This window comes from Motilimonas pumila, from assembly GCF_003596335.1.
Taxonomy (GTDB): Bacteria; Pseudomonadota; Gammaproteobacteria; order Enterobacterales; family CBDFNC01; genus Motilimonas; species Motilimonas pumila.
Genome location: NZ_QZCH01000040.1, coordinates 14,995 through 27,869, shown reverse-complemented (window position 1 = coordinate 27,869; position 12,875 = coordinate 14,995). Strand labels below are relative to the sequence as shown.

Below are 12,875 nucleotides of genomic sequence, written 5' to 3'. Positions count from 1 at the left end.
GGTTTCTTTGTGTACGTCTAGGCCGATAAAAAGGGTGCTAGGATTATTCATGTCGATCTCCTGTATCTGTTATGGCGTTTACCTAACAGTGTGGCACTGGCCTAGCTAACCCACGATAAATGCAGGAGGTCGACCCTGTGCACAGGGAATCATTATGTCTAGGTGATGTAGTGATTTCACGTTTTTTATCAGGTATCGGAGCGATAACTTTATGTATATCTTTTCTTTATTTACTTGTGGTGTTCTCCAGTAGATCATCATTTGAAATTGAAGAGCAACTTGCTTCTCCCAATAAAAAGTATATAGCTACATACTATGTTGCAATGAAGAGTGGTGTTACTGGTTGGTGTAAACAACGTGTGGCAGTTAGTCCTGAGAAAATTCCATTCAGTGTCGAAACGGAACAGAGTATTCATCACCATTATTTATTTACTGCAACTTGTGGAGCTGAAATAAGGTTAGAGTGGGAATCTAATAAGTTATTAGTAGTTTATTATTCAACACTAGAGCATATGTTCCTATCTATGTCTAAAACTGACATATTGGGAGAAGTAGAAGTGGTATATAAAAATATCACCTAACAAGAGACTATGGCGTCAATAGTTAATTTACCACTTTTGGCGCTTCCCATAACGCTCCATTCCGCAGCATTGAATTTAAGATAACAATCATCTTTCTGATGCATGCAATAATCGCTACTTTTTTGGGTTTCCCTGCTGCAACAAGGCGTTGATACGTTGCTTTGAAAACAGGGTTTGATTGAATAGCAGACATCATTGCCATGTATAAAACAGTTCGGACTTGATGTCGTCCACCTTGGATTTTTCGCTGTCCTTTATAACGACCACTCTCTTTATTCATAGGTGCGACCCCGAGCAATGAAATGGCTTCTTTGTTGCTGATATAGCCTAATTCAGGAAAGTAGTTAATCATGGAAGCCGCGGCAATTTCCTAATGCCTTGCTAGCTTTATAAAGGCGTATTTTTGGCTGACACTCTGGGCAAGACTCGCTGAGTAATCTTAGCTTCACATGACAAGCACAATGGGAAAAGCAAATAGGAATATATCTATTCTAGAAAAGCAAAAAGCCCGCTAATCAGCGGGCTTTTTTATGTTTGGTACTCGCGAGTAGATTTGAACTACCGACCTCTACCATGTCAAGGTAGCGCTCTAACCAACTGAGCTACGCGAGTATATATTGGTACAACCGAGTGGATTCGAACCACCGACCCCCACCATGTCAAGGTGGTGCTCTAACCAACTGAGCTACGGTTGTATTGTGCCTTCAAAGCGAGCGCTAGTTTATCAAACACGCATTTAGCCGCAAGGTTTTTTTTCCATTTTTGGCTTGGTTGCGCACAGTTTAAACAGCACTCGCTCAATTAAAGAACAACTCGTTAACTGCCAATCACTTTAAGTACATTCTCATACACCCATTCAACAATCACGTTGTGTGGGATCATGCCCCAGGTATACACGTAACCCAAAATGAAAATAGGAATACACGCTATTTTTGCGGCCGTTTTTTGCAGAATTTGATCGTAAGCTACAACCAATGCAAAAGGTGCCAGCGGAATTAAGTAGCGGCTAACGTCATCGTGAAAAATAAACAGCGCAAATACGTAATGAGTTAGGGCATACCAAAAGAACACCTTGTTAATATTCCACAGCATAGCCACGCCCAAGCCGTATACCGCGTACATAATCAGGTGTAGCTCGGCGCTGTGACGTTTGTTGGTTTCGTTAAAATGCTCAAATAAGGTGAAAGGCGCGTCTGCTAAAAGCTTAGAGTTCCAGCTGAAGTAGGCAAAAAAATCACCATATTGGAAATGATAGAAGGTGAATGTCAGTAGCAGTGGCAAAGGGATCAAGGCTAAAAGAGGAATGTATTTCCACAGCTTCTTCTCTTTCGCAAGCATTAAAAAGTAGGCACCGCCAATCAAAATACCGACAATGCGTGTAATACCGGAAAAGCCCGCAAGCAAAAATGCCAGAAAGTATTGCTGCCTGTGATAGGCCAGCATAGAGGCAAAAGTAAGAAATAAGAATGCCGGTTCAGTCGCGCCAATGTGTTGGCTAATGATGTAACGAAATGGAATAAACAAGGCCACCACAGAAGACCAAAACGCACTTTTTACCACGCCGGTTTCTTTTAACAGGGTGTAGAGAGTAACGCTGGCCGCCATAGTGAACAGCATGGTTGTAAACAGCATGCTGTTGGAATAACCCATAAACGAGAACAGCTTAATAAACACTGGATAAAAGGGCAGGTGGCAAGCAAAGTAAGCAGCCGTGGTCTTATAAGGGGTGAAGGGATGGTTGTCGGGTATGTCGTATAAAGTAAAAGCCACGTAGGCGTAATTAGGACCGTCCCAGTGACGTTTAATGATATCAAACGTACCATCTAACCAATATGGTGTGTAAAAAATGATGGTCGTTGCCAATACAATCAGTACCAAATACAAATAGTGGTACTTGTCTTGGCTGGCAACTTGGTACCAGCGATTACTTGCGTTCAATGTTATCTCCTTCCTTGGAAATCTAAATTGGTTTGAAATGGTGTTTAACGTGAGCATATAGCTTGCGGCTGTATGCTTGACCTGGCTTTTCAATCAAATAATAGGTGGCGATGGAAATCGGTAATAAAATTGAAAACACATTGATGACCACTTCGCTATTAAAGCCGTAATGGGGAATGTGCAAATGCTTCATCATCGCTAACACCCAGAAATGGTTCAGGTAAATAGAAAACGATAGGGTGCCCAAGACCGTCAGCCGAGTTAGATTTATGACTTTACTCAATATTCCCAATTGGAATGAAAAAATCAGCACCAATGCGGCAAAAGCAAACGGTGCGTTGTAATCCATGATGGTTTGTTTACCAGGGATAAATAAAAGGTATGCACTGGCAGCAAAAGCGGCTACTTCAAGGATTGAAAACGTTACAAACCATTGCCATGTAGGTTTTATGACGTCGAACACTCGGATCCTTTGATACATCCTAAATAACACCATGCCAAGGAAAAACCCGGCAAAACAGCGTAGCAGTCCAGTATTGATGAAGTTGAACATCATATGGATATGCAGGTCTAAGTGCTGATTGTTAGCTAATAACAAGATGTAGCTGCAAAGTGAAAGCAATAATAGTGTTAGCGTATTGCATTTTATCGCAAGGTAAGCAAACACGATAATGTTAACCCATAACTCAACACTGATACTCCAACTAGGCTCATTCCAAGCCAGCCACCAATTGCTGATGCCTGTGTTTTGAATCAAAAGAAGATTGAGAATAAAGGTAAAGGTATAACCTTCGCCGCTAGCCGGAAAACTGTCAAACCAGAGGTAAACCGCTAGAATAGCCAACAAGGTGAAAAAATGTAATGGGTAGAGCCTACTAAGTCGCGCTACCACAAAGTCGGCAAGGCTGAGATCTCGGGTTCGAGTGCTATCGAAATAGCGAAAACTGAGGACAAAGCCGCTAAGAATAAAGAATAAATCCACGGCTAAATAGCCGGGGAAAGTGGGTTGTATATGAAACAGCACAACCGCCAAAGCCGCTAAGCCTCGGATACCATCGAGTGAGTCAAATCTCATGTTCATCCTTAAACAAGAGTTAATTTTTTGCCTATGTTACATGAGTCTATCCTTGGGCAACTTGGCGAACCACAGTTTTGTGACTCGCTAAACAAAAATCACTCAACAACTGATTGCAAAGTATTCAGCTTCCTTCCTGAGACTAAGCTTTGGGTTTGAATATTGCATTGTTTCAGCAATGTTTGCCAGGCGCGAGCGTGCTCTTGGCTGCTCTTTTTGAGCTCGATATCTATCCCTGAGTTGTAATAAATGACCACCTGGCTCTGTTTTGGGGTAAGGTTAGTTTGGGTGAGTAAACTACCGATTACGGCTGCTCGTATCTGTTGGTAAGATTGAATTAACTCAACCATATACGGTTGCTGCTGCTGTATATAAAAAAGCATCAGCACATTTTTTAAAATAGCTATCTTTTGTTTGCTAAATTGTTGGCAATGGTTGTTATCGCTGACGGTTTGTATGTACAAGGTAGCCTGGGCTAATTGAGTTTTGGCAAACTGCATACTAAAAACTAACTCTGAAAAATAGCGGTTGTTATATAACCGTGATAGGGCTTGTTGGGTATGCTCAAGGGAAAATGTTGCCCTTTGTTCTAAGGTAATATCTGTCCCTTGCTGTAGGTTTGAGACCAACAAAGACAAGCCTTTAAAATAATCAAATGCTTCGATAACGTCTTGTTCATGTTGGTGACTGCGACCTGCAACCGTTTTTGTAATGGGCTTGAGTGCAAGGTGGGTTTCTGGCTCAGCAAAGAGTAAATTTAGGAAGTGACCGGTAATGTTCTGTTGTTTTTCTGCTTCGATTTTAGTCAGTAAACTAATATCCGCGCTCGTCATTTTATTTGCGAACTCATTCTGGCACCGCTTTAAAGCCACTATCATGTCTATTTCGTAATGTAATTGCGCTGCCGTGTTCATGTGTTTAGCCAAAATCTCATTACGTTGACTAATCAGATATTTTAACCCGCAATCGGGTAAAGCGAGTAGCTCAATGACACTGATGGTTGGCGCAGCGTTTGACTGAAACAGCTCTTTTCGGCTGGGCCAATTGGCGGGAAGTAAATCTGATTTGCTGCTTTCACTTGCGCCGGTTTGTGTATCGAGTACCCGAGCTAAGCGTTCATTGTATTCTGTAAACATGGCTTGCTCTGCGGGAGAGCAAGCCGAGGTGACGGCTACAACGCTAGCCGCGAGAAGGAATTTTATGATGTGAGTGAGCCAGGGTTCTGTCATAATTCGTTTTTAATCTCAAGCATAACATCACTGCAGCAGAAGTCAGGCCAGATATAAAACCAATCCAAAAGCCTTGTGCTCCCATAGCAGGGGTAAGCCAGTCTGTAAGAGATAAAACGTAGCCAATCGGGAAACCGATCAGCCAAAAAGCCACTAACGTAATGTAAAGAATCACTTGAGTATCTTTATAACCCCGTAAAATACCGGCTGCTACAACCTGTAGCGTGTCAGAAAACTGATATATAGTGGCAATCATCAACAGATGGGCAGCCAGCGTGACAACCGTCGTATCACTGGTATAAAAGCCGGCAATTTCGTGGCGCAGAAACAAGGTAAAACAAGCGGTAAAAAGTGCCACCACTAAACCAAATCCTAACGCGCTATTAGCGGCAAGTTTGGCTTGCTGGGGATCTCTTGCCCCTAAACAATGTCCGACGCGAATCGATACCGCCATGCCAATGCTTAACGGGATCATGAAAATGATGGAAGAAAAGTTGATAGCCACTTGGTGGCTGGCCACTATGTCTGCTCCCAGCGGCGCCAATAACAAGGCAACCATTGCAAACAAGGTCACTTCAAAAAATGTCGCGGCTGCAATGGGAAAGCCCAATACAAACAGGCGTTTGATTTGTTTAACATTGGGCGCAATAAATCGTTTAAAAGGATGCAGCGCTTTTAACTCGCGGTCTATCAGTACATAGGCTAGCATGCTTAAACCCATTGCTATGTAAACGATTGCCGTGGCGACGCCACAACCTACGCCGCCCAAAGCCGGCATGCCAAATTTACCGAATATAAAGATGTAGTTGGCGGGAATGTTGACGGCCAACCCGACAAACCCAATGACCATAGAAGGCACGGTGCGAGACAAGCCTTCGCAAAAATTACGCAACACCAAATACAGCGCAAAAGCCGGCATGCCCCAGATAACAGCATGTAAATAGCCTTCGGCCAGGCGTGCTAATTCGGGTTCAATATCCAGGTAATGAAATAGCTGTGAGCTTTGATACAAGATAAACATTAGCAAAATGCTCATTGCCCCAGCTAGCCATAGCGCTTGAATAACAGTAAAAGGAACTTGGCTGCGTTTTTTGCCGCCGTTGAGTGACGATACAATTGGCACCACGGCCATCGTCAGCCCTTGTAGCAATAATATGCCTGGTACCCAAAAGCTGGAAGCGACAGCAACAGCGGCCATGTCAGTTGCGCTGACGTTACCTGCCATCACGGTGTCAATAAAGCCCATGGTTGTCATTGCGACTTGAGCGATTAAAATAGGCCAAGTTAACTTCACGAGTTGCTTAACTTGTTGGAAGTAGTGTTGCAAAATAACTCCAAAATATAAAAGGAACAGATATGTTCACCGGAATCGTGCAAGGAATAGGGCGGGTTGTCGAAATAGACAAGAAGCAGGGGTTACACAGCATAGTGATCCAGTTACCAGAACAGCTAACAAAAGAAATCACTATAGGAGCCAGTATCGCCAATAATGGCACCTGCCTAACCGTCACCAAGCAGGATAATTATAATGTTTATTTTGACGTGATGGAAGAAACGTTAAGATTAACTAACTTGGGTGAGTTAAAAATAGGGGATAGTGTCAATATTGAACGTGCTGCCAAGTATGGCGATGAAATTGGCGGTCACGTCACCTCAGGTCACATCCATGCCATGATGGAATTGGTCGAAATCAAACAAAACCCCAACAACACGGCAATGCGCTTAGCGTTTGATGCACAATGGCATAAATTTATTTTACCAAAAGGGTTTATCGCGGTAGACGGTATCAGCCTGACTGTCGGTGAAGTCTCGGCGCAGGATTTCTGGGTGCATCTTATTCCCGAAACGTTACAAGCCACCACGCTAGGTCAAAAAAAGCTTGGGGATAAACTCAACATGGAAATAGATCCACAAACGCAAGCCATAGTGACAACGGTAGAACGGGTGCTGGCTCAGCAACACCAAGCTTAGCCTTGTCGGCAATGGCATAAGCCAACACAATAATGTTGGCTTACATCCTCATTACAGCGAAGCGGCGTAATCGTAAAGGGCTTGAATAATTTTCAGCTTTTGCTCGTTCTGCTGATGCTCAATCGCGAGAGCTTCAAGTTCCGCAATAAAGCCAGGGCCTAGTTCATCAAAGTAGGCTTTGCAGTGATGTTGCCAGCGCTGTAATTCTGCTTCATCCAAGGTTTCGGTGAAATTTCTGGCGCGATAACGAAACAGCATCTCTGCCAGTCGTGAGTCTTGAAAATCAAAATCTCGCTGCGCCAATTGTTCGGGTTGTAGATTGCGAATGTCTTGCATCAGATTTTTGTCAGCTTGGGAGAAAAAGCCGCCGCTGTAGATCATGGTATCTGGGTTCGCGCTGCTCGATGGGCCGTGCTCTTGCTGGTACACCTCAAGCAGTTTATCTTTTATGTCGGGGTGCTGCATTAACCAGTTAAGAGACTCTCGGCACTGCTGGCGGTTAATGCCCAGCTCATCGGCTCTGATTTCTGTTAACGTTTTGGCCGTTGCCACCACGGGGCATTTGTTTATGTGCACCAACTTTAGCGGTGGCCTTACCACGCCCTCAGGTAACTCGGCCGATTTGGCATACAAATATTGGCGGATTTGTTCTACCGAGTAATCCGCCAAACAACGCAAGTCCTTGTTAAGGTCCAACACTATCACAGCATTTTTGTTACTGGGATGCCAAGCAACAGGGGCAATGTAAGACGCGCAACCCTGTAATGCGGGAAACATGCCAGAGATATGAACCAAAGGGGCACGTTTGCTCAGTGCTTGATTGACCATTTCTTGCACTTGTTTTTTATCGCGTATTCGAAATAAGTAATCGTATAGCTTGGGCTGCTTTTCTTTAATTAATTTCGCCATGGCGATAGTGGCACGCACATCAGAGACGGCGTCATGGGCACTGTCATGGCTAATGCCATTAGCTTGAGTTAATAATTCTAATCGAAACGATGGCACGCCTGTCTCTTCATCAATTACCCATTCTATGCCTTCAGGGCGCAGTGCATAACAGGCTCGCACCATGTCGATAATGTCCCAACGCGAATTTCCGTTGCGCCATTCTCGTTCGTACGGGTCGTAAAAATTACGGTACAAACAATTTCGGGTCACTTCATCGTCAAATCGAATGCTGTTATAACCCACAACACAGGTGTTGGATTGGCTCATTTGCTGATGAATTCGAGCAATGAAATCGGCTTCTGAGTAACCTTTTTTATGGGCATATTGTGGCGTAATGCCGGTGATCAAACACGCTTGAGGTTGAGGCAAATAATCACTGGGTGGGCGGCAAAACCATTCCATTGGCTCACCGATCTCATTGAGTGCTAGGTCGGTGCGAATGGCCGCAAATTGTGATGGCCTATCTAAACTCGGGCTCAGCCCAAACGCTTCATAATCATGCCAAAGTAAGGTTGGTGCATCGCTATGCATGAGATTTCCTGGAGCAAAAATTTTTGTCATCATACCTGATGCTAACAGTTCTGCACTTTTTTTGTTAAATGTGGGCTAAATCAGTAGCTAGAAACGTATTGATAGGTCTAAGATAAAAGAAACAGACACAGGAGGTGCTTATGCAATCTTTAACCGTCGCCAGTTACATGAACAAAAGACCGGTTTCCTTTAAACCAGACAGCCCAGTGGCAGAGGCCGTAGAAAAATTACTGCGCTCAAACCAAATCGGCGGTCCGGTACTCGACGCGAACAAGCACGTGATTGGCTGGATTTCAGAGCAAGACTGCTTACACAAAATGATAGAATCCAGTTATCACTGTGAAAGCGCGGCATTGGTAGAAGACATAATGCGTACTGACGTGTTATCTATTAATGAAAGCGCCAGTATTTTGGAGCTAGGCCAACAAATGCTCCAAGCTAAACCAAAAGCTTACCCGGTAGTGGAAGACAAACGCTTGGTTGGCATTATTACGCGACGTGACGTATTAACCGCGATTAATGCACATCTGTCTTCATGCTTCAGCAAAAGTGCATAGTCACGCCCGTCAAATAGCTTAATTAAAGGGCTGCGGCCCTTTTTATTTATCCGCAAAAACATTTCTGCTAGCATTGCCGCCACTAGATAGTGGAAGGAAACCTGTTTTGACAGACGCAATACGCCAGCAAGTCGCTGATTTATCGACTGACCTTAAAAAACAACTCAACTCATGCATGAGCAAAGACCAATTTAGGTTTAAGCGTCGCATTGAAGGGGCTTGCCGTAAAACGCCAAATCAAAGCACGGTGAATATTCTGCAAAAAATCGCCAAAGAAGTTACTCAGTCGCAACAAAACCGACAGTGGCGATTGCAACATCTACCTAAGGTAGATTACCCGGCCGCGTTACCTGTTACTCAAAAACGTGACGAAATCGCTCAAGCCATTTTTGATAACCAAGTCGTGATCATTGCCGGTGAAACAGGCTCAGGTAAAACCACGCAAATACCTAAAATATGTTTAGAGTTAGGGCGTGGTGTTGAAGGCTTGATTGGCCATACGCAGCCAAGACGTCTTGCTGCTCGCAGCGTGTCGAACCGGATTGCAGAAGAGCTTGGCTCTGAGCCTGGGAAAACAGTGGGTTACCGAGTACGATTTACCGATCAAGTGAGCGATGAAACTTATATAAAGTTGATGACCGACGGTATTTTACTGGCTGAAATTCAACACGATAGGTTTCTCAATCAGTACGACACCATCATTATTGATGAAGCCCACGAACGCAGCTTAAACATTGACTTTATATTAGGTTACTTAAAACGTTTATTGCCTAAACGACCTGATCTTAAAGTTATTATTACGTCAGCGACCATAGATCCAGAGCGTTTTTCAAAGCATTTTAACAACGCCCCTGTGATCGAAGTTTCTGGTCGTACTTATCCGGTAGAAGTGCGCTATCGCCCACTCGACGAGGTTAGCAATCAAGACCAAATCGACGGTATTATTGAAGCCGTTGAGGAATTAGGCCGCGAAAGCAATGGCGATATATTGGTGTTTTTAAACGGCGAGCGGGAAATTCGAGACACCGCATACGCGTTAGAGAAGCGCCAATTTAGACACACAGAAATCTTACCGCTGTACGCCAGACTAAGCGCCGCCGACCAAAACAAGATTTTCAGTGCCCACAGTGGTCGCCGCATTATTTTATCGACTAACGTAGCTGAAACCTCGCTAACTGTGCCAGGCATAAAATACGTGATTGACCCGGGCACGGCGCGAATCAGTCGCTACAGTTATCGCACTAAGGTACAACGCCTGCCAATTGAGTCAATCTCGCAGGCCAGTGCCAACCAACGCAAAGGACGTTGTGGTCGTGTCAGCGAAGGTATTTGTATTCGGCTTTACAGCGAAGAAGACTTTGAATCGCGCAGCGAGTTTACCGATCCAGAAATTATTCGTACTAACTTGGCGTCGGTTATCTTGCAGATGCTATCGTTAGGCTTTGGTGAAATACAGCGCTTCCCGTTTGTGCAAGCGCCGGATCAGCGAAATATCAACGATGGCGTGACGTTATTGCAAGAGTTAGGGGCCATCAATGTACAAGAGAAAGACCCTCGTAAGCAATTAACCAGCGTCGGTCAGCAATTAGCCAAATTACCCGTTGATCCAAGACTGGCGCGCATGATTATTGCAGCTCAAGACTACAATTGTGTCAACGAGGTCATGGTCATTTCTGCAGCCCTGAGTATTCAAGATCCCCGTGAACGACCGTTAGAAAAACAACAAGCGTCCGATGAAAAGCACCAACGCTTTCATGATAAAGACTCTGATTTTATTGGCTTTCTCAACCTTTGGAACTATATCAAAGAGCAACAACAAGCGCTTTCTGGTGGCCAGTTTAGCAAAATGTGTAAGCGCGAATTTTTAGCGTATATGCGGGTGCGTGAATGGCAAGATATCTACAGCCAAATTAAACAGGTTATTAAAGAGCTCGACATCAAGATTAATGACCAAGTGGCTCATTACGACGATATCCACAAAGCCTTGATTGCCGGCATGCTGTCCCACTTGGGAATGAAAGATAAAGACCAAGACTATCTTGGGGCCCGTAATGCCAAGTTTTGGTTATTCCCAGGCTCAGGCATCTTTAAAAAACAGCCAAAATGGTTAATGGTGGCAGAGCTGGTTGAAACCAGTAAGCTATTTGGTCGCATTGGTGCCAGGGTTAAACCGGAATGGATAGAGCCATTAGCGCAGCATTTAGTGAAACGCAGTTATAGCGAACCTCATTGGTCTAAAAAACAAGGGGCTGTGTATGCCCTTGAGCAGCAAATGTTGTACGGATTGCCAATCGTTCAAAAACGCAAAGTCTTGTATTCCGACATCGACCCCAAGGTATGTCGTGAGCTATTTATCCGTAGCGCCTTAGTAGAAGGGGAGTTTGACACTAAATTTGCGTTTTTTAAGCAAAATCAAGCGCTGCGCCAAGACATAGAAGAGCTTGAGCACAAGTCCCGTCGCCGCGATATTTTGGTGGACGATCAAATCTTATTTGATTTTTATGAGCAAAAGTTGCCCGAATCAATTGTTTCTGCCAAGCATTTCACCACATGGTGGCAAAAGCTGAGCAAGAAACAGCCAGAATTTTTAAACTTTGAACGTGAACAAATGATGGCGCACGGCGCAGATACTGTGACCGAACACGCCTATCCAGACACTTGGCAGCAAGCCGGCTTTACCTTAGGCCTGAGTTACAATTTTGAGCCTGGTAGCAGTGACGATGGCATTACGCTAACCATTCCGCTCGCCATCATCAACCAGTTGCAAGACGTTGAATTTGATTGGTTGATTCCCGCTTTACGAGAAGAGCTTGTGATCAGCTTGATTAAATCACTGCCAAAAACCTTACGCCGCAATTTTGTACCTGCGCCTAACTACGCACAAGCAGCCCTGGAAAATATGTCGCCGCAAGACGGCCGCTTAATTGATGCCTTAAGTAAACAATTGTTGCGCATGACAGGCACCAAAGTTGAGCCAGACGCGTGGGACTTATCCCTATTGCCTGAACACCTGAAAATGAAGTTCAAGGTTGTGAATAAAGAAGGCAAAGTGTTGCAACACAGCAAAGACTTTTCGGCTTTACAACAATCGCTGCAAGGGGAAGTGCAGGCGGCGCTGTCCACCGTGGCCGATAAAGGCATCGAAAAAACCGACATTATCGAATGGGACTTTGGCAAACTCGAGCAAGAGTTTGTAAAAGATCACGGTGGCTACGAAGTTAAAGCGTTCCCAGCATTGGTGGATAAGCGTAAGTCCGTGGCCATTGAACTGTTTGATAGCCCAGCGCGCGCCCAAGCGGCCAGCCAAGTCGGCATTCGACGTTTATTGCTACTGAATGTGCCATCACCCATCAAATACCTACAAAAATCATTGCCAAACAAAGCCAAATTAGCCATGTATTTTACCCCGTTTGGCAAGGTGAATGACTTAATCGACGATTGTATTGCCGCCGCGGTGGATCAGTTGATGGCAGAGCAGCCGATGCCAAGAGATGAAGCGGCTTTTGCTAAAGCCAGAGACTATATCCGTGAGAATTTAAACGACGCTACGTTATCGGTTGCCACTGCGGTGGAGAAAGTGTTAACCGCGGCGAACAAAGTGAATAAGCAACTAAAAGGCAAAGTGAGCTTAGACAGGATCATGGCCCATGGCGACATTAAGTCCCAAGTAGCTGGGTTAGTCTACCCTCAATTTGTGGCTGACATTGGCTATGACAAGTTAGCGAACGTGGAGCGTTATCTTAAAGCGGTTGAGCGTCGCCTTGAAAAGCTACCCATTGACCCGAGCAAGGACCGCCAGCACACCCTCGTTATGGAAGAGTTACAGCAAAGTTATCAAGCTATTTTAAAACAACTGCCTGATAATCAACCAAAGCCTGAGAAAGTGACTCAACTTCGTTGGATGTTAGAAGAGTTGCGAGTGTCTCTTTTTGCACAACAATTAGGCACATCGGTGCCTGTTTCAGCAAAAAGGGTCAAGCACTTAGTAAATGAAATTAAAGAAGAAATGAGATAGTTGATGATTAAGTCGTCACTCATACTGAGT

The 12,875-nt window shown here is 44.5% G+C and carries 9 protein-coding genes, 2 tRNA genes and 1 pseudogene; 4 read left to right on the top strand and 8 right to left on the bottom strand.

The features are described from left to right. Positions 1-170 precede the first annotated feature (170 nt). On the top strand, positions 171-581 hold the full coding sequence (locus D1Z90_RS19020; protein WP_119912378.1) for a hypothetical protein: 411 nt from the start codon (positions 171-173) through the stop codon (positions 579-581). A gap of 22 nt (positions 582-603) precedes the next feature. On the opposite strand, the pseudogene D1Z90_RS19015 reads toward D1Z90_RS19020, so the two are convergent. The 7 genes and pseudogenes from D1Z90_RS19015 to D1Z90_RS18985 all read right to left on the bottom strand — a co-directional run. Beyond that, positions 604-1,027, bottom strand: a pseudogene (locus tag D1Z90_RS19015) (transposase); the annotation flags it as partial. 89 nt (positions 1,028-1,116) lie between these two features. Next, a tRNA-Val gene (locus D1Z90_RS19010) sits at positions 1,117-1,193 on the bottom strand. Positions 1,194-1,199: 6 nt separating this feature from the next. Further along, a tRNA-Val gene (locus tag D1Z90_RS19005) sits at positions 1,200-1,276 on the bottom strand. Positions 1,277-1,397: 121 nt separating this feature from the next. Then, the gene (locus D1Z90_RS19000) at positions 1,398-2,519 is read right to left on the bottom strand and encodes a hypothetical protein (protein ID WP_119912377.1); all 1,122 of its coding nucleotides are present in this window, start codon (positions 2,517-2,519) and stop codon (positions 1,398-1,400) included. 22 nt (positions 2,520-2,541) lie between these two features. Next, the gene (locus D1Z90_RS18995) at positions 2,542-3,594 is read right to left on the bottom strand and encodes an acyltransferase family protein (RefSeq protein ID WP_158587193.1); all 1,053 of its coding nucleotides are present in this window, start codon (positions 3,592-3,594) and stop codon (positions 2,542-2,544) included. Between the two features lie 98 nt (positions 3,595-3,692). Then, the gene (locus D1Z90_RS18990; RefSeq protein ID WP_119912375.1) at positions 3,693-4,823 is read right to left on the bottom strand and encodes a DUF3080 family protein; all 1,131 of its coding nucleotides are present in this window, start codon (positions 4,821-4,823) and stop codon (positions 3,693-3,695) included. Beyond that, positions 4,774-6,150 carry an MATE family efflux transporter gene (locus D1Z90_RS18985; protein ID WP_119912374.1) on the bottom strand — a complete coding sequence of 459 codons (1,377 nt, stop codon included), beginning with the start codon at positions 6,148-6,150 and terminating at the stop codon, positions 4,774-4,776. Before D1Z90_RS18985 ends, D1Z90_RS18990 begins: the two co-directional genes overlap by 50 nt. A 29-nt stretch (positions 6,151-6,179) precedes the next feature. On the opposite strand from D1Z90_RS18985, the gene D1Z90_RS18980 reads away from it, so the two are divergent. Then, positions 6,180-6,794 (top strand): riboflavin synthase subunit alpha, encoded by a 615-nt coding sequence (locus tag D1Z90_RS18980; RefSeq protein ID WP_119912373.1) that lies wholly within the window; start codon positions 6,180-6,182, stop codon positions 6,792-6,794. Positions 6,795-6,845: 51 nt separating this feature from the next. On the opposite strand, the gene sbcB is transcribed toward D1Z90_RS18980, so the two are convergent. Beyond that, a complete protein-coding gene (gene sbcB / locus D1Z90_RS18975; protein ID WP_119912372.1) occupies positions 6,846-8,273 on the bottom strand; it encodes an exodeoxyribonuclease I in 1,428 nt (475 codons plus the stop codon). Positions 8,274-8,413: 140 nt separating this feature from the next. On the opposite strand from sbcB, the gene D1Z90_RS18970 reads away from it, so the two are divergent. Both D1Z90_RS18970 and hrpA read left to right on the top strand, forming a co-directional pair. Beyond that, positions 8,414-8,830 (top strand): CBS domain-containing protein, encoded by a 417-nt coding sequence (locus tag D1Z90_RS18970; RefSeq protein ID WP_119912371.1) that lies wholly within the window; start codon positions 8,414-8,416, stop codon positions 8,828-8,830. Between the two features lie 106 nt (positions 8,831-8,936). Further along, positions 8,937-12,845 carry an ATP-dependent RNA helicase HrpA gene (hrpA, locus tag D1Z90_RS18965; RefSeq protein ID WP_147378798.1) on the top strand — a complete coding sequence of 1,303 codons (3,909 nt, stop codon included), beginning with the start codon at positions 8,937-8,939 and terminating at the stop codon, positions 12,843-12,845. Positions 12,846-12,875: the final 30 nt, after the last annotated feature.